The 17,094-nt window shown below is 71.1% G+C and carries 15 protein-coding genes; 9 read left to right on the forward strand and 6 right to left on the reverse strand.

What is annotated here, in order from left to right:
* From ACFSKW_RS09400 to ACFSKW_RS09420, 5 genes are all read left to right on the forward strand, one after another.
* Complete coding sequence (locus tag ACFSKW_RS09400) at window positions 1-390, forward strand: nuclear transport factor 2 family protein (protein WP_379571247.1); 390 nt, start codon at window positions 1-3, stop codon at window positions 388-390.
* On the forward strand, window positions 374-943 hold the full coding sequence (locus ACFSKW_RS09405) for a CGNR zinc finger domain-containing protein (RefSeq protein ID WP_379571249.1): 570 nt from the start codon (window positions 374-376) through the stop codon (window positions 941-943). Before ACFSKW_RS09400 ends, ACFSKW_RS09405 begins: the two co-directional genes overlap by 17 nt.
* A gap of 208 nt (window positions 944-1,151) precedes the next feature.
* Window positions 1,152-2,654 carry an aldehyde dehydrogenase family protein gene (locus ACFSKW_RS09410; RefSeq protein WP_379571251.1) on the forward strand — a complete coding sequence of 501 codons (1,503 nt, stop codon included), beginning with the start codon at window positions 1,152-1,154 and terminating at the stop codon, window positions 2,652-2,654.
* 539 nt (window positions 2,655-3,193) lie between these two features.
* Window positions 3,194-3,658, forward strand: a complete 465-nt coding sequence (locus tag ACFSKW_RS09415) for a hypothetical protein (protein WP_379571253.1) — start codon at window positions 3,194-3,196, stop codon at window positions 3,656-3,658.
* Between the two features lie 123 nt (window positions 3,659-3,781).
* A complete protein-coding gene (locus ACFSKW_RS09420; RefSeq protein ID WP_379571525.1) occupies window positions 3,782-5,110 on the forward strand; it encodes an LVIVD repeat-containing protein in 1,329 nt (442 codons plus the stop codon).
* Between the two features lie 273 nt (window positions 5,111-5,383).
* Here the strand turns inward: ACFSKW_RS09420 and ACFSKW_RS09425 are convergent, their stop codons facing one another.
* Window positions 5,384-6,478 (reverse strand): RDD family protein, encoded by a 1,095-nt coding sequence (locus tag ACFSKW_RS09425; protein WP_379571254.1) that lies wholly within the window; start codon window positions 6,476-6,478, stop codon window positions 5,384-5,386.
* Window positions 6,479-6,506: 28 nt separating this feature from the next.
* Here ACFSKW_RS09425 and ACFSKW_RS09430 point away from each other — a divergent pair, with 28 nt between their 5' ends.
* A complete protein-coding gene (locus tag ACFSKW_RS09430) occupies window positions 6,507-7,499 on the forward strand; it encodes a stage II sporulation protein M (protein WP_379571256.1) in 993 nt (330 codons plus the stop codon).
* Here ACFSKW_RS09430 and ACFSKW_RS09435 read toward each other — a convergent pair.
* The 5 genes from ACFSKW_RS09435 to ACFSKW_RS09455 are packed head-to-tail and all read right to left on the reverse strand — an operon-like array spanning window position 7,496 to window position 12,653.
* Window positions 7,496-8,794 carry a DUF58 domain-containing protein gene (locus ACFSKW_RS09435; RefSeq protein ID WP_379571258.1) on the reverse strand — a complete coding sequence of 433 codons (1,299 nt, stop codon included), beginning with the start codon at window positions 8,792-8,794 and terminating at the stop codon, window positions 7,496-7,498. The genes ACFSKW_RS09430 and ACFSKW_RS09435 overlap by 4 nt on opposite strands.
* Window positions 8,794-9,774 (reverse strand): AAA family ATPase, encoded by a 981-nt coding sequence (locus tag ACFSKW_RS09440; protein ID WP_379571259.1) that lies wholly within the window; start codon window positions 9,772-9,774, stop codon window positions 8,794-8,796. The genes ACFSKW_RS09435 and ACFSKW_RS09440 overlap by 1 nt, the downstream gene beginning before the upstream one ends.
* Window positions 9,764-10,888 carry a DUF4350 domain-containing protein gene (locus ACFSKW_RS09445; RefSeq protein ID WP_379571261.1) on the reverse strand — a complete coding sequence of 375 codons (1,125 nt, stop codon included), beginning with the start codon at window positions 10,886-10,888 and terminating at the stop codon, window positions 9,764-9,766. Before ACFSKW_RS09445 ends, ACFSKW_RS09440 begins: the two co-directional genes overlap by 11 nt.
* Window positions 10,885-11,490: a DUF4129 domain-containing protein gene (locus ACFSKW_RS09450; RefSeq protein ID WP_379571263.1), complete on the reverse strand. Its 606-nt coding sequence runs from the start codon at window positions 11,488-11,490 to the stop codon at window positions 10,885-10,887. Before ACFSKW_RS09450 ends, ACFSKW_RS09445 begins: the two co-directional genes overlap by 4 nt.
* Window positions 11,487-12,653: a glycerophosphoryl diester phosphodiesterase membrane domain-containing protein gene (locus ACFSKW_RS09455; RefSeq protein WP_379571265.1), complete on the reverse strand. Its 1,167-nt coding sequence runs from the start codon at window positions 12,651-12,653 to the stop codon at window positions 11,487-11,489. The genes ACFSKW_RS09450 and ACFSKW_RS09455 overlap by 4 nt, the downstream gene beginning before the upstream one ends.
* Window positions 12,654-12,868: 215 nt before the next feature.
* On the opposite strand from ACFSKW_RS09455, the gene mtrA reads away from it, so the two are divergent.
* The 3 genes from mtrA to ACFSKW_RS09470 all read left to right on the forward strand — a co-directional run bounded on the left by mtrA (window position 12,869) and on the right by ACFSKW_RS09470 (window position 17,035).
* Window positions 12,869-13,546: an MtrAB system response regulator MtrA gene (mtrA, locus tag ACFSKW_RS09460; protein ID WP_043620615.1), complete on the forward strand. Its 678-nt coding sequence runs from the start codon at window positions 12,869-12,871 to the stop codon at window positions 13,544-13,546.
* Window positions 13,547-13,647: 101 nt separating this feature from the next.
* The gene (gene mtrB / locus ACFSKW_RS09465) at window positions 13,648-15,288 is read left to right on the forward strand and encodes an MtrAB system histidine kinase MtrB (protein ID WP_379571267.1); all 1,641 of its coding nucleotides are present in this window, start codon (window positions 13,648-13,650) and stop codon (window positions 15,286-15,288) included.
* 19 nt (window positions 15,289-15,307) lie between these two features.
* Entirely contained in the window at window positions 15,308-17,035 is a 1,728-nt protein-coding gene (locus tag ACFSKW_RS09470) for an LpqB family beta-propeller domain-containing protein (protein ID WP_379571527.1), read from the forward strand.
* Window positions 17,036-17,094 lie beyond the last annotated feature (59 nt).

Genomic DNA, 17,094 nt, shown 5'->3' on the forward strand with positions numbered 1-17,094 from the left:
ATGGGCATGACGCTGGAACGGCTGGCGGACTTCGGCGCGGCATGGAAGAAGAAGGACCTCGATCTGCTCATGGAGTTCATGACGGACGACTGCGTCTTCCACGCCTCCGTCGGAGCCGAGCCCGGCACGACCTTTCGCGGGCGGGACGAGGTGCGTCGCGGGTTCGCGCTGATGATCGCCCATGACGAGGGGCTCGAGTCGCAGGGCGGAGACGCGTTCATCGCCGGTGACCGCGGCGCCTCTCAGTGGTCGTACTCCCGCACGGACGAGGACGGGCAGGTGCACGAGGTGCACGGCTGCGACCTCTTCGAGTTCGAGGGCGACCGCATCCGGGTGAAGGACGCCTACCGCAAGGTCCACGGGGACATCGGCGATGCTGCCGCCCGCTAGACCGGAGGAGGTCACCGACCTGCCCGAGGACATCGCGCTGCTCCACCACTTCGCCAACACGGAGGATCTACGCGGATTCGTCGCTCACGGGCAGCGGTTGACCGCACATGACGTGCTCGCCACGCCCGCCGATCTCGAACGCTGGCTGCGTGAGCACGACCTGCTGGGTCCCGGCGAGCCGGTGGGCGACGCGCACCTGGCCCGCGCCCACGCACTGAGGGCGGCGCTTCGCGACGCCCTTCGCCAGGACGGTGAGGCCGGCGAGGTGCTGCTGGACTTCCCCTGGCAGGTCAAGCTGACGGCTCTGGGCGCCCAGCCGGTGGTCTGCGGCGACCCGGTGACCACCGCGCTGGCGCGGATCGTGGTGGCGGCGCTCACCGTCACCGCGAACGGAACCTGGCATCGGCTCAAGATGTGTCCCGCGTCCGACTGCCAATGGGTCTTCTACGACCGATCCCGCCCCGGCCGGGCCCGGTGGTGCTCGCCCCTGTTGTGCGGCAACCGGATGAAGACCCAGGCCTACCGCCGACGCGGTGCGACGCAGACCCCGTGACCGAGCCGATCCACGCTTTCCAGCCCGAACCCCAGCAAGGAGTCGCGAGACATGATCCGGCCAGACACTTGCCCCGTTGACCGTGGGGGACCTCCGACATGCGGCAGGAGGCTCCTCACAGTTCATCGAAGGATGACGAGGGCGCACGTCCTGCGCCCCATCACGCACCCCCTCGAGACGCCGGAACGGCGGCGGAACCCGGCGTCCCATGCGTGAGGGCCTCGTCCAGCTTCAGGCCCGCGACACGGGCCGGCCGACGCCGCAGCTCCCGCCGTCGCCAGGCCGCGACGAGTACTGGCCGCTCTTCGCCGGGGGAAGCTGGTCGCCGAGCGACCATGTCGCCGCGGTCACCGATCCCGACACCGGCGACCTCGTGGGTCAGGTCGCCATGGCGGGCCACGCGGAAGCCGAGGCCGCCCTGGCGGCAGCCGTACGGACGATGGAAGGGCCGAGATGGCCCGCCGGCGAGCGGGCCGCCGTCCTGGACGGCGCGGCCGAGCGGATCGGCGACGCCGGCGAGACCTTCGCACGGCTGATCGCGGCCGAGGGCATCAAGACGATCCGCGAGGCACGCAAGGAAGTGGCCCGCGCCGCCCACACCCTGCGGCTCAGCGCGGCCGCCGCCCTGGGGCCCGCCGAGGCCGCCCCACCGGCGGACGACCGGCCGGGCACCGCCGGCTGGCGCGGGTTCGTCCATCGGCAGCCCGTGGGCGTCGTTCTGGCGATCACTCCCTACAACGACCCGCTGAACCTGGTCGCCCACAAGGTCGGCCCCGCTCTCGCCGCGGGCAACGCCGTCGTCGTCAAACCCCACGAGCGCACACCGCTGTCGGCTCTCCTGCTCGCCAGGGCGCTCAGTGACGCGGGCCTGCCCCCGGGACGGCTCAGCGTGCTCCCCGGTGACGCGACCATCGCCTCCTCCATGATCGCCGATCCGCGGGTCAGATTCGTCAGCTTCACCGGCGGAAGGACCGTCGGCGCTCGCGTGCACCGAACCGCCGGCCTGAAGCGAACGCTCATGGAGCTCGGCGGCATCTGCCCGACGATCCTGATGGAGGACACCGACCTCGACCTCGCCGTCCCCGCCCTCGTCGACGGGGCGTTCGGCGCCGCAGGACAGAACTGCCTGCACGTTCAGCGCATTCTGGTGCACCGCTCGCTCTACGCCGAGGCTCGCGAACGCCTCATCGAGGCCACCACGCTCGTGCGCGGAGGACCCAAGTCGCGAGAAGACAGCGAGATGGGACCGCTCATCGACGCCGCGGCGCTCCAACGGGTCAGCGGGCTCGTGAACAACGCCCACGACCATGGTGCGATCGTCCTGGCAGGCGGCGACACCGACGGGCCCCGCTACCTCCCGACGCTGCTCGAGAACCTTCCCGACAGCGCGGACCTCTCCCATGAAGAGGTGTTCGGCCCGGTGGTCGGCCTCGAGGCCTTCGACACCGCATCCCAGGCGATCGAGATGGCCAACCGGAGTGGAGGCGGCATCCAGGCGGGCGTGTTCACCCGCAACCTCGAAGTCGCAGAAACCCTTGCCGCCGCCCTCGACTTCGGAGGGGTCGTCATCGGCGGCACCAGCGACCGCCGCTCCGACGCCCTGCCGTTCGGCGGGACAGGGAACGCCGGCCACGGGCGGGAGGGGGTCGGCTACGCGGCCGCCGCCATGGCGGAGCTCAAGACCGTCCTGATGGTGCCCACCGGTCCCTGACCGCCGCGATCCGGGATCCCTCCACCGCCGCCCGTCCGGCCCGGTCCCCACGTGTCGAAACGCCCGTGACCGGAGCGGAGGGACCGTGGCGCGGTGTCGTGAGTTCGGGGGAGCGGCAGTCGTGGCCGGAGCGGAGAAACCGTGGCGCGGTGTCGTGAGTTCGGGGGAGCGGCAGTCGTGGCCGGAGTGGAGGGGCTGTGGCGTGGTGTCGTGAGTTCGGGGAACCGGCAGTCGTGGCCGGAGTGGAGGAACCGGGCGCGGTGTCCTGAGTTCGGGGAACCGCAGCCGTGGCCGGAGCGGAGGGGCCTGTGGCGTGGTGTCGTGAGTTCGGGGAACCCGCGGCGCCGTTCCCCTGGGGTGGCGGCCCCGAAGGGTGTGAGGGCGGTGCTCTCATGCGGAGGCGGCGGCCGTGGGTCTGCGACGGTGCCCCGACCCCTTCGCCCGCCCTGGGTCGTCCGTGGAAGCCCGGGTGGGTGTGGTGGTTGACGGGACCGAGGGGGTGATCGGTGCTCAAATGGTGGGGACGAAGGGAGCAAGCGATGCCGAAACCTCACCCCGCTCTCCAACGGCTGGACGTCTTCGTGGGCGAGTGGGAGATCTGGCTGTCCATCGGCGACCAGGACACCGCCATCGGCCGGACGGTGTTCGAGTGGACGGAGGACGGCGCGTTCCTCGTCCAGCGTTCGGAGGCGAAGGTGGCGGAGGACATTCCTCCGGAGTGGGTGGCCGGCTCGCCGTTCCCGGTCACCTCCGTCATGGGGCTCGACGACGCCTCCGAAGAGCTGTCCATGCTGTACGCCGACGGGCGGGGCGTCCACCGCGTCTACCGGATGAGCTTCGACGGCGGCACCTGGCGCGTGTGGCGGGAGGTGCCGGGCTTCGACCAGCGCTTCACCGCCACCTTCAGCGACGGCGGCGGCACGATCAACGGCTACTGGGAGATGTCGCGCGACGGTTCCACCTGGGAGCACGACTTCGACCTGACCTACAGAAAGGTCGCGTAGGCAAGGCGTATCGGCTCGGTATCGGGTCGGAATATGAGTGATTTGCGATGAGATAGTGGGTCGGGTCTGATCATTGTGTCTCGACGGGAGGTCCCGGTGGCGTCCAGACTCGGCCGCTTTCTCATGGTGGCCGGTGCGGCCCTGACTCTGGTGGCGTCCATGACGCCGGCGCAGGCGGAGTCGGCTGAAACGATCATCAAGAGCCCCAACGTCAAGCACATGGCGAACCTGCCCAAGACCGGGTCGTTCGCGGGCGCTGAGGCGTTCAACTCCGATCTGGCCTTCCAGGGCAACTATGCCTTCCAGGGCAACTACAACGGGTTCACGATCTATGACATCAAGGACCCGGCGCAGCCGAAGGTGGTCAGCCGCGTGTCCTGCCCCGGTGCGCAGAACGACGTCTCGGTGCAGGGCGACCTGCTCTTCCTGTCCGTGGACTCCTCGCGCGACAGCGACTCCTGCAAGAGCGACTACGGCGTGCCCACGAGCAAGGCGTCGTGGGAGGGCATCAGGATCTTCGACATCAGCGACAAGGCCCGGCCGAAATACCTCAAGGCGGTCGAGACGGCCTGCGGCTCGCACACGCACACCCTGGTGCCCGCCACGTCGAGCAAGTCGGTCTACCTGTACGTCTCGTCGTACATGCCGGCCGACATCTACGCCGAGTGCAAGCCGCCGCACGACAAGATCTCCATCGTCAAGGTGCCGCTGGACGAGCCCACGGCCGCGAAGGTCGTCTCCACGCCCGTGCTCTTCCCCGAAGGCGGCAACGAGCAGCAGGAGGGCCTGCTGCTGCCCACCAGCGGGTGCCATGACATCACCGTCTTCCCCTCCAAGAACCTGGCCGCCGGCGCGTGCATGGGGGACGGCGTGCTCATGGACATCTCCGACCGCGAGCACCCCAAGGTGACGGCGACCGTCACCGACGAGAACTTCGCCTTCTGGCACTCGGCGACCTTCAACAACACGGGCACCAAGGTCGTCTTCACGGACGAGCTCGGCGGTGGCCTGTCGGTCACCTGCAACGCGCGGATCGGCGGGCAGCGTGGAGCGAACGCGATCTTCGACATCGTGGACGGCCGGCTGACCCATCAGGCGTACTTCAAGATCCCGCGGCATCAGGCGGACACCGAGAACTGCGTCGCGCACAACGGCTCGCTGATCCCGGTCAAGGGCAAGGACATCATGGTGCAGGCGTGGTACCAGGGCGGGGTCTCGATCTGGGACTTCACCGACTCGGCTGCTCCGAAGGAGATCGGATACTTCGATCGTGGCGCGCTGAGCCCGCGCCGCACGGGCGGGTCGTGGTCGGCGTACTACTACAACGGGTTCATCTACAGCAGTGACATCCAGCAGGGGTTCGATGTGCTGCGGATCTCTGACAGCCGGACTGACGCGGCGGCCAAGGTGCGGCTGAAGGCGCTGAACACGCAGACCCAGCTCCCGTTCTGACCCTCTCCGCGCGCCGTCTCGGGAGGCGGCGCGCGGCGACGGCCGGACCCGGGAGACCGCGCCTTCGCAACCCGACGCCACCGGCCCGACCCGCCCAATCCGCCAACCGGACCACAGGAACCCGAGCACGCTCCTGGTGCCGGGGTGCCGGGGTGCCGGGGTGCCGGGGTGCCGGGGTGCCGGGGTGCCGGGGTGCCGGGGTGCCGGGGTGCCGGGGTGCCGGGGTGCCGGGGTGCCGGGGTGCCGGGGTGCCGGGGTGCTGTTTGGTGTCGGCTACTGGGGTGGGGCGAAGCCGCCAGGGGTGACGCCAGGCGTCGTGGGGTCGGGCGACGAGGGACCGGGCGGGGCGGGGGCAGGCCGCGCGGGCCCGGTCGGCGCGTAGCCGGGAGTGGGTCCCGCCGCGGGTCCGTAGGAGGGTCCGGGCGGCGGGCCCGATGCGGGGCCCGGTGCGGGGCCCGGTGGGGGGCCTGTGGGACCGGGAGCGGGCCAGGCGGCTGGGGCGGGCCAGCCGGGAGGCGGGGGCGGGGCGGCCGGGGCATGCGGATGAGAGTACGGCCCGCCGTACGGCACGGGCGGCGGCTGCGGCCCCGCCTGTGGACGGCCGCCCGCCGCGGGCGCGCCCTGTGGATAACCCAGCCGCGCCTGGTCCCGCCGACGGCGTTCGGCCAGCACCGCGCTCAGGTACGCATGGGGAGGCACCCCGGGCGGCGGCTGAGGGGTGACGTAGGCGGCCACCTGGGTGGCGATCCGCACCCCCATCTCGTGCTGCACGGCGGGTGACAGGTCGCGCCACCGCAGCAGGTACTGCCGAGCCGCCCCCGCCACCTCGCCGGGCAGCTGGGACAGCTCCAGCGTCCGCGCCCACCCTTCCAGCGCGGGCGGCATCAGGACCGGCTGCGAGGCGCCGCTCGGCCCCCGCTCGGAGATCACGATCGTCCCCGCGAACGCGTCGCCGAGCCGTTTGCCCCGCTGCGAGACCAGGGAGGCGATGAGCGCCGGCGCCCCGAAGAACATCCAGAACTCCAGCACCCCCGCCAGCCCCCTGAACAGCGCCTGCCGGAACCGCTCAGGCCCGCCGTCGTCGCTGACGACCCGCAGTCCGAGCGCGAGCTTGCCGAGGCTGCGTCCCCGCGTCGCCGTCTCGAAGATGACGGGGTATCCGACCATCACCAGCACGCTGATCAGGATCGACACCGCGGCTGCGAGGGCGGGGTCCGACACGATGGACGCCGAGGCGATCAGCAGCACGGCCCCGACCAGCAACACGATCTGCACGATCATGTCGATCACGAGTGCCACGGCCCTGATGGGCGGCTGCGCCACCCTGACCTCCACGACGACCGCGTCGCCGGTTACCACCTCGGACATAAGGGGAGCCTAGTGCCAGAATGTCCCGGTGGACATTGACGCCTTCGTCGCCGCGCACCGCCCCGCATGGGACCGCCTGGAGCACCTGGTACGGCGGCGCAAGTCGTTGACGGGCGCGGAGGTGGACGAGCTGGTCGAGCTCTACCAGCGGGTGTCGACCCACCTGTCGATCGTGCGCTCGGGCACCCAGGACGCGGTGCTCGTCGGAAGGCTGTCGGCCCTGGTGGCCAGGGCCCGTTCGGCGGTGACGGGCGCGCACGTGCCCGTCTGGCGGGAGTTCGTCAGGTTCTTCACCGTGTCGTTCCCGGTGGTCGCCTACCGGGCCAGGTGGTGGTGGCTGATCACGACGCTGGCCTTCCTCGCCGTCTCGTGGATCATGGGCGCGTGGGTGGCGGGCGACCCCGCCGTGCAGGCCGCGGTCGGCACGCCTGAGGAGATCAAGCAGCTCGTCGAGCACGACTTCGCCGACTACTACTCGGAGAATCCCGCCGCCTCGTTCGCCAGCCGGGTCTGGATCAACAACGCGTGGTTGTCCATGCAGGTCATCATGCTCGCCATCTTCCTCGGCCTGCCGATTCCGTGGATTCTTTTCCAGAACGCCGCGAACGTGGCGATCGCGGGTGGCCTGATGGCCTCCCGCGACAAGCTCGACGTCTTCTTCGGCCTGATCCTGCCGCACGGCCTGCTGGAGCTGACCGCGGTGTTCCTGGCCTCGGCGGTCGGCATGCGTCTCGGCTGGATGGTCGTCGCGCCAGGCCCGCGCCGCAGGATCGACGTGATGGCAGAGCAGGGCAGGGCGGTGATCAGCGTGGCGATCGGGCTGGTGGTGGTGCTGTTCGTGTCGGGGCTGATCGAGGCGCTGGTCACGCCGTCGGGCCTGCCGACGTGGGCGCGCGTGGGCATCGGCGTGCTGGCCCTCGTCGCGTTCCTCGCCTACATCGGCTACTTCGGGCGGAAGGCGGAGCGGCAGGGGGAGACCGGCGACCTCGAGCGGGCGCCGGACGTGGTCCCGACGAGCTAGAGCCGCCCCGCCGCCTTCAGCGCCAGGTAGGCGTCGGCCAGGGCGGGCGCGAAGTCCTCGGGCAGCGCGTCGACGACCTCGACGCCGTGCCCCCTGAGCCGGGCGGTGATGCGCTTGCGCTCGCCGATGGCACGCGAGGCCGCCGCCGCGTCGTAGACGAGCTCCGCCGTACCCCTGCCGGCCGCCATTTCGGCGACGCGGGGATCGGAGACGCCCGCGACCAGTACCAGGTGTTTGGCGGACAGCTGGGGCAGCATCGGCATCAGGCCCTCGTCGAGCGCGGCGGAGTTGAGATCGGTGAGCACCACCACCAGCGCCCGCCGTCTGGCCCTGGCCAGGATGGCGGCGACCATGCCGGGCGCGTCGGACTCCACCAGCGAGGACTCGATCGGCGCCATGACGTTCACCAGCGCCGACAGCAGCTCGGTGCGGGAGGCGCCGGCCACCCAGGCGCGCACGCCCCTGTCGTAGGCGAGGAAGTCGACCTGGTCGCCCGCTTTGGCCGCCAGGGCGGACAGCAGCAGGGCCGCGTCCATCGACCAGTCGAGCCGCGGCCAGCCCGAGCCGACCCTGCCCGCCGAGGTGCGCCCCGTGTCGAGCACGATCAGGACGCGTCTGTCGCGTTCGGGCCGCCAGGTGCGCACCACGACGTCGTTGCGCCTGGCGGTGGCCCTCCAGTCGATGGAGCGCACGTCGTCGCCGACCACGTACTCACGCAGCGAGTCGAACTCCGTGCCCTGCCCCCTGACCAGCGCGGGATGGCTGCCCTCCAGCTCTCGCAACCTCGCGAGCCGCGACGGCAGGTGCTTGCGCGACAGGAACGGCGGCAGCACCCTGAGCGTCCACGGCGAGCTGTGGCCGCCCTGCCGCGCGGCCAGCCCCAGCGGCCCGAACGCGCGGACGGTCACCGCGACGGACGAGCGGTCGCCGCGGCGGGTGGGCGTCAGCTCGAGGTCGATCCGCCGCTTCTCGCCCGCGGGCACGTCGATGGGGACCGATCGGGCGGCGAGCCCCGCCGACGGCTGCCACGCGTCGCGCAGCAGGCCACGCACCCTGCGCGGCCCCGGGTTCTCCACGACGAGCGACACGGTGGCCGTCTGGCCGAGCCGTACCGTCGTGTCGCCCGAGCGGGTGAACCTGAGCGGCCGCACGGCCCCGGCGAACAGCAGGTCCACCGCGACGGCAGCGGCCAGCAGCAGGCAGCAGGCCGCCACCGCGTAGCCAGGGCCCGGCGCGAACAGGACCACCACGACGCAGAGCGCCGCGATCAGCCCCGCACGCCCCGTCAGCGCCATCAGCGGGGAACCGGCACGGCGGCCAGGATGCCGTCGAGCAGGCCGTCGGAGGTCGCGCCCTCCAGTTCCGCCTCGGGCCGCAGCTGGACCCTGTGCCTCAGCGCGGGCCTGGCCAGCGCCTTCACGTCGTCAGGCGTCACATAGGTACGGCCGGACAGCCACGCCCACGCCCGCGAGGTCGCCAGCAGGGCCGTCGCCCCGCGCGGGGATACGCCGAGCTGGAGCGAAGGCGACTGCCTGGTGGCCCTGGCCAGGTCGACGATGTAGCCGAGCACCTCGGGCGCCACGTGCACCGCCGCCACGGCCTCGCGCCCCGCCGCCAGATCGTCGGCGGAGGCGACCGGTTTGACCTGGCTCAGGTCGCGGGGGTCGAAGCCGCGAGCGTGTCGTTCGAGCACGGCGATCTCCTGGTCCCGCGGCGGCAGCGGCACGGTCAGCTTCAGCAGGAACCTGTCGAGCTGCGCCTCGGGCAGCTGGTAGGTGCCTTCGTACTCGACCGGGTTCTGCGTGGCGCACACCACGAAGGGGTCGGGCAGCAGCCGCGCGTCGCCCTCGACGCTGACCTGCCGCTCCTCCATCGCCTCGAGCAGCGAGGCCTGTGTCTTCGGCGGGGTGCGGTTGATCTCGTCGGCGAGCAGCAGGTTCGTGAACACCGGGCCTTCGCGGAACTCGAACTCGGCCGTCTTCGCGTCGTAGATCAGCGAGCCGGTCACGTCGCCCGGCATCAGGTCGGGCGTGAACTGCACGCGCTTGAAGTCGAGCGACATCGCCGCCGCGAGCGTGCGCACCATCAGCGTCTTGGCGACGCCCGGCACGCCCTCCAGCAGCACGTGCCCTCTGCACAGCAGCGCGATGACCAGCCCTGTCACCACCGCGTCCTGGCCGACGACGGCCTTGGCCACCTCGGCACGCAGCGCGCCGAGCGCCTCGCGCGCGTCGTCGCCGCGTCCCGCCACGCGGGTGGTCTCCTCAGTGTTCACGAACCAGCCTCTCGATCTCGTCCAAGTATCCCGCCAGGGCCACGAGCTCCGCGTCGGCGGCGGGCGGCGGGCCGTACAGCGCCGCTCCGAGCCACCCGGGGTCCTGACCCGTCCGTACGGCGAGCGCCGCGACGACCTCGTTGGCCCCCGCGCCCGAGCCGAGCCCGAGCCGGGGGACGAGGCGGTCGAGCGCGCCGCCACGCAGCGCCTCCGCCGCCTGGGCTCTGGCCCTGCGCGCGTTGTAGAGGCGGCCTCTGCCCTCCACGGTCTCGGCCGCCCTGACCACCACGGGCAGCCGCTCGGCCACCACGGGGCCCAGCCGTCTGCCCTGCCAGAAGGCGGCCAGCGCGACCGCGACGGCCGCCATCGCCACCGCCCACGGGATGCTCGCGGGCAGCAGTTCCTGGATGCTCTTGCCGCCGGGACCCGCAACGGAGTCCCCTCCGGGCGGGACGGGCGCGGGAACCAGCCAGGTCACCGCCTTGCGCGTGCTGAGCAGGTGGAGGGCGAGCGCGGCGTTGCCGTCCTCGGCCAGTCGCTGGTTGGTCATGAAATCGCCGCTGCCGACCGCGGTGACCGTACCCGAGACCATGAGGGACCCGTCGTAGCAGGAGGTGCCGCCCGCCTCGAACAGCAGAGCGCCCAGGTAGGCGCTGCCGGCCGCGCGGGCGGCGGGCAGGTCGCAGCCTGGCTCGCGCGAGCGCAGCCGGAGCGTGCCCTCGGCGACGATGTCGGGCGCCAGCACGTCGAAGTACGGCTGGCTGCCGACCACCACCCTGTCGCCGGGGAGCGCGGCCAGCCGCTCGGCCTCGGCGTAGCCGCCGTTCCACGGCGCTCCGACCAGCAGCAGCCTGTCTCCTTCACGCGCCAGCGTCTCGGCGGCGGTCACCGAGTCCACCCTGTCGACCCGGACGCCCTGCGCCCTCAGCAGCTGGGCCAGCGCCTTGGAGCCGCGCAGGGAGGTGTCGTCGGGGTCGAGGTAGCGCCCAGGGCCCGCGTCGCCGGAGATCAGCGCCCCGATCACGGCCGTCGCCACGACCAGCAGCCCGACGAGCACGCCCGCCCTGGCGCGCCGCCACAGTCCCGCCGTGGTGGGGGAGGTCGAGACGCTCACAGCGCCACCGGCCTGGCCACGCGGAGCCGCTCGTCCAGCTCGCGCATCATCGCGTAGGCGTCAGAGGTGCCCGGCACGCCGCCGTAGGCGACGTCGTCGAAGGCGCGCGCGGCGGCGGCGAGTTCGTCCGCGAAGGCGGGCAGCGACCTGCCGGCCTCGGCCGCCAGCTCGTCCGCCGTACGGCCCGGCATGGTGTCGACCAGGGCCCTGTCCTGCAGGTCGCGGGCGATCGCGCGCAGCCGCTCCTGGACGGCCTCGGCCCAGCGGCCCTCGGCGGCCAGACTCTCGGCGGCCAGGCGGTGCTCGGCCGCGGTCATCGCCCTGCCGCCGAACAGGTCGCCTGACTCGGGCGCGTGCGCGCGCGCCGACCTGCGCGACAGCCACACCATCGCCCACACGGCGGCGACGACCACCAGGATGAGCAGCAGCGCCGCGATGACGGGCCCGACAGTGCCGCCGCCCGGCGTGAACTCGCCGAGGTCGCCGAGCCACTGCTGGAAGCCGCGCCAGAGCCTGTCAGGCAACGACTCCGTGGCGTACCCGGCTCTGGCCAGCTCCTCGGCGGCCCTGCGCTGGGCCTCCTCCCGTTCAGGAGGGGTCACGGCCTGCGGGCGTTCGACGGGTGCCAGAGCTCGTCGGCCGAGGCGTGCACCCAGCCCTGGCGCTGCTGTTCGAGCGCGGCGGTCTGCAGGACCAGGTCGAAGGCCTCGCTGCGCATCCGCCTGTCGGTGTAGAGCAGGCCGGTCACGCCCGCCTGCAGCGGATAGGTGATCATCGCGCCGAGGGTGGTGCCGATGGCGAACACGACGGCGACCAGGATGGTCGCGCCCGTGGAGCCGCCGCCCATCACGCCGGCGATGCCCGCGATCAGCCCGAACGGGAAGCTGAGGACCGTGCTGACCAGGTAGGCGAGGACCATCGTGAGCAGGAGGATGCCGAGCACCCGCCAGAAGTCGCCGCTCACCAGCCGCCACGAGCGGCGAAGCGCCTGCACGGGACCGAGACCTTCCAGCACCACGACGGGCGCGGCGAAGGAGAACCTGGTGTTGACGAACAGCGCGTAGCCGATGTAAAGGATCATGAAGAGGGCGCCGAGCCCGACCGCGGCTCCGGGCGACCCGGCCATGGCGACCGCGTAGACGATCAGGGCGATCGGCACGGCGGGCGCCAGCATGATGGCGATGATCAGCAGGATCACCCCGAACAGCGCGGGCACCCGCGACGCGACCAGCCGCCACGCCTCGCCCGCGGTGATCTTCCCGCCGAAGACGGCACGGCCGAGGATCCTGATGAGCACGCCCGTCAGGATCGTGACCGCGACGAGGCTGACCACCGAGGAGATGATCGTGGGAAGCGTCTGCGAGAGGAAACCGCCGCTTTCCAGCGCGTCGGCGTTGGCCTGCGGGTCGGCCAGCACGGTCCCCAGCGAGCTGAGCGCCAGCGCCTGCCCGATCGAGACGGGGATGGCCGCGACGGCCGCCACGATCGCCGACAGGCCGAGCACCGACTTGGGGTTCGACCTGATCAGCTTGATCGTGCCGTCGTAGATGTCGCCGAGGCCGAGCGGGCGCAGGGGAATGATCCCAGGACGCAGCGCGGGCGGTGGCATGTAGCCGTACCCTTGGTGGCCGTAGGGCGGTGGTGGCGGGGGAGCCGGTTGCTGCCAGGCGGACGGTGCCGGGCCGCTGTAGGGGGATCCGGGCGCCTGGTAGGGAGGGGGCTGCTCAGCCGACCAGCCGGGCGGCGTCTCGTGACCGTCTGACATACACCAATCCTGGCATGATGGGCGACTCATTGGTGTAGTCGGTGTTCGGGGATGGCCGAAACGTGCCCTCGTCTTGCAGACTGAGATTACGGGGGTTACCAGGGCGTCTAAAATTCGGCTTTCAATGGTCTGATGGTTATGCCATGAGCCAGGCAAGGGTAACCTTCAGCAACCATGCGGGTATGTCCCACAATGCGTAGAACGAATGAGGGGCCATGAAAGGTCGCGTGCTGGTCGTCGACGACGACGCCGCTCTCGCCGAGATGCTCGGCATCGTACTGCGGGGCGAAGGCTTCGAACCGTCCTTCGTCTCCGACGGCGACAAGGCCCTCGACGCGTTCCGGGATACGCGCCCGGACCTGGTTCTGCTCGACCTGATGCTGCCGGGGGCGGACGGCATCGACGTGGCGCGCAGGATCAGGGCTGAGTCGGGGGTCCCGATCGTCATGCTCACCGCGAAGAGCGACACCATCGACGTCGTGCTCGGCCTCGAGTCGGGCGCCGACGACTACATCGTCAAGCCGTTCAAGCCGAAGGAGCTCGTGGCCAGGGTGCGTGCGCGGCTGCGCCGTACCGACGAGCCGACGCCCGAGATCCTGCAGATCGGCGACATCACCATCGACGTGGCGGGCCACTCCGTCAAGCGTGGCGAGGAGACCATCAACCTCACCCCGCTGGAGTTCGACCTGCTCGTCGCGCTGGCCCGCAAGCCGCGCCAGGTCTTCACCCGCGAGGTGCTGCTGGAGCAGGTCTGGGGCTACCGGCACGCGGCCGACACCCGCCTGGTCAACGTGCACGTCCAGCGCCTCCGCGCCAAGATCGAGAAGGACCCTGAGCACCCCGAGATCGTGGTGACGGTCCGCGGCGTGGGCTACAAAGCCGGTCCTGCCTGACCACCCCTCCTCTCATGTCTCCGTCGAAGAGCAGGATCCGTCGCAGGACGCTTCGCCAGATTCTGGGTGGCGTCCGGCGACGGGCGCGGCGTGCGGCAGGCATGATCCGCCGCACCTGGCGGCGATCGCTCCAGCTCCAGGTCATCACCAGCACGCTGGTGATCTCGGTGACCGTGGTGGCGGTGCTCGGTGTCTTCCTCGTCCAGGAGATCAACACCTCGGTCGTCAACGGCCGCAAGCTGTCGGCGGCCAACGAGGCCACCGCCGACAGGGTGGCCATCATGGCCGCGCTCAACGCCGAGCCCATCGAGCCCGCCAAACAGGGGGAAGGCGGTCCCCCCGCCGCCGAGGCCCCGCTCGACGTGGCGGTCAACAGCATCATCGGCACCGGCGAGAACGGCTGGCGCAAGCGATACCAGCTCCTGGTGCTCAACAGGACCGAGCCGGGGCAGTCGCGCGCGACCGGCAGCGTCCTGCCCGCCGACATCCCGCAGGACCTGCGCAAGCGGCTGGAGGCGAAACGCGACAAGGGCGTGCTCAACGACCCCCTGCAGGTCGTCTCCAGACTCACGTTCTCCGCGAGCCGCGAAACCCAGCTCACGCTGGTCGTGGGCGCCTTCATCGAGGACGGCTACGAGATCTACCACTTCTTCCCGCTCACCGATGAGGAGTCGCTGCTCTCCATCGTCAGGCAGGTGGTCGTGGTCGTGGGCATCGGGCTGGTCCTGCTGCTCGGGGCCATCGCCTCCCTGGTCACCCGCCAGGTCGTGACTCCCGTACGGCTGGCCCGCCAGGCCGCCGAACGCCTCGCCTCAGGACGGCTCGACGAGCGGCTGAAGGTGCGCGGCGAGGACGACCTGGCCCGCCTGGCCACCTCCTTCAACGAGATGGCCGCCAACCTGGCGCTCAAGATCCACCAGCTCGAGGAGCTGTCGCAGGTGCAGCGGCAGTTCGTCTCCGACGTCTCGCACGAGCTGCGCACGCCGCTGACCACCGTGCGGATGGCCGCCGACCTGCTCTACGACGCCCGCGAGGACTTCGAGCCCATGGCCGCGCGCTCGGCCGAGCTCATGCAGGCGCAGCTGGAGCGGTTCGAGTCGATGCTGGCGGACCTGCTGGAGATCAGCCGCTACGACGCGGGCGCGGCCACCCTCGACCTCGACTCCACCGACGTGCGCGACGTGGTGCTGCGCGCCGTGGCCGACTCCGAGGCGCTGGCGGAACGGCACGGCACCAGGTTCGAGCTGCGCCTGCCCAGCGAGCCCTGCATGGCCGAGATCGACAGCCGCAGGGTCGAGCGGATCCTGCGCAACCTGCTGTTCAACGCGATCGAGCACGGCGAGGGGCGCGAGATCGTGGTCTCCGTGGGCGCCGACCGCGACTCGGCGGCGGTGGCCGTACGGGATCACGGAGTGGGGCTGAAGCCCGGCGAGGAACAGATGGTCTTCGACCGCTTCTGGCGGGCCGACCCGTCCAGGGCCCGCACCATCGGCGGCACCGGGCTCGGGCTCGCCATCTCGCGCGAGGACGCCATGCTGCACGGGGGATGGCTGCAGGCATGGGGCGCTCAGGGAGAGGGGTCGCAGTTCAGGCTCACGCTGCCCCGCACGGCCGGGGCCGAGCTGAAGGGATCGCCGCTTTCGCTCGTGCCGCCGGAGGTGGAAATGAGGCGGACATGGCGCGGGCACATCACGCCGGTCCTTTCACCGGTCGCGGGTGAGGGGGTTTTCCATGCGGAGTAGGAGGATCCTTCTTTCCGTGATGGCCGCGAGCGTCGTGTGCGGCAGCTCCGCCTGTTCGGTGATCTCGGTGGGCGGCCCGCCCGAGCAGGTCAGGCAGGGCGACGCGGCCGACTCGCTGAGCAAGCCGTTCCAGCGGATGGTCGCGACGGAGCCCCAGCCGGACTGGGACGCCCGCAGGATCGTGCAGGGCATGCAGGCGGCCATGGCCAGTTTCGACGACGTCGAGCAGAAGATCCTGCGCGAGTACCTGACGCCCGAGGCCAAGCGCGCGTGGAAGCCGGGCGAGTCGGTGATCGTGGTCGAGGACAACCCCACCTACCGGCAGGTGGGCGAGAACATCGTCCAGCTGGAGGCCACGCAGATCGCGCTCATCCACGGCGACGGCTGGTACGAGCCCAAGAGGGAGAAGCTGACCCTCCAGTTCATGGTGGCCAAGACCCCGCAGGGCTACCGGGTCTCCAGCCTGCGCAACGGGCTGATGCTGCTCACCGCCGCGGACGTGCGCAGGGCCTACGAGCCGGCCGACATCTACTTCCTCGGCGGCTCGGGCTCCCTCGACAACCTGGCCGCCCTCCCCGTCGTCGACCACGTGTGGCTGCCGATCAACCCCACCAGGTCACTGGCGGAGACGATCGTCGACAGGCTGCTCGAAGGCCCCAGCGAGTCGCTGCGCGGCGCCGTGTCCACCGCCTTCGAGGGGATCAGCCTCGACAGGATCGCGACCGACGAGGAGACCGTCGTGGTCTACCTCGAAGGGCAGTTCAAGCAGGACCCGCCGCCGGTCGAGGCGCTGAGCAGGCAGCTGCAGTGGAGCCTGCGCGACGTGATCACGGGCAGGACCATCGAGGTCAGGCTCAACGGCGAGACCTTCTTCGACTCCGCGCCGCTGACCATCGGCTCCAAGGACAACGACATGTGGCTGCGCCGGCCTGACGGCAAGGTCTACTTCGTCCAGAACGGCCAGCTCATGTGGCTCGGCGCCAACGGCGCCGGCATCGCCGTCCCCGGCCCCGCCGGCAGGCTCGGCGACGCGTACAAGGAGCCGGCGATCACCCCGTCGGCCAAAGGCGACCCCACGGAGTACGTGGCCGCCCTCAAGAGCGACGGCCGCAGCATCTGGACCAACAAGCTGTCGTCCGAGAGCCAGTGGCAGGAGGCCATCAAGGGCACCAACCTGACCCCACCCGCCTGGAACTGGAACGGCACGCTGTGGACGGTCGACAGGATCGACGACCACACGTCCTACGTGCTGCGCTACGACATGTCGAACCTGGAACAGCCGGTGACGCGCATCGCCGCGCCCGAACTCAACGGCAAGCGGGTCACGGCGTTCAAGGTGGCGCGCGACGGTACCCGCGTCGCGGCGATCGTGGCCGATAACGGAGCGGTGTCGGTGATGGTGGGCGTGATCGCGGGGGACAGGCTCGACCACTTCCAGACGTTGCTGACGGCCGGGGAGAACGAGGAGATCAAGGATCTGGCCTGGGGGGACTCCGAGCATCTGGTCGCGCTCATGGGCAGCAGCTCGGGCAGCACGCCCACGGAGATCGACATCAGCAACGGCCAGCTTCGGCAGCTGGCGGCCGACAAGCGCATCACCTCGATCTCCGCCCTGAACGGCCGCCTGGTGGCGGGGACCGAGGCGGACGACGAGGGCGGCGGCAAGGTGCTGGAGCTGGTGCAGGACAAATGGGTCGACACCAAGGTCCAGCCCGGCACCTCGTCCCCCACCTTCCCTCTCGACTGAGGCACCCGCTTTCCTCCGTCCGCTCGAGCTCCAGGTTCTGTCGGTGCCGCCCGGCAGGG

This window comes from Nonomuraea mangrovi (genome assembly GCF_042681425.1).
Lineage (GTDB): Bacteria > Actinomycetota > Actinomycetes > Streptosporangiales > Streptosporangiaceae > Nonomuraea > Nonomuraea mangrovi.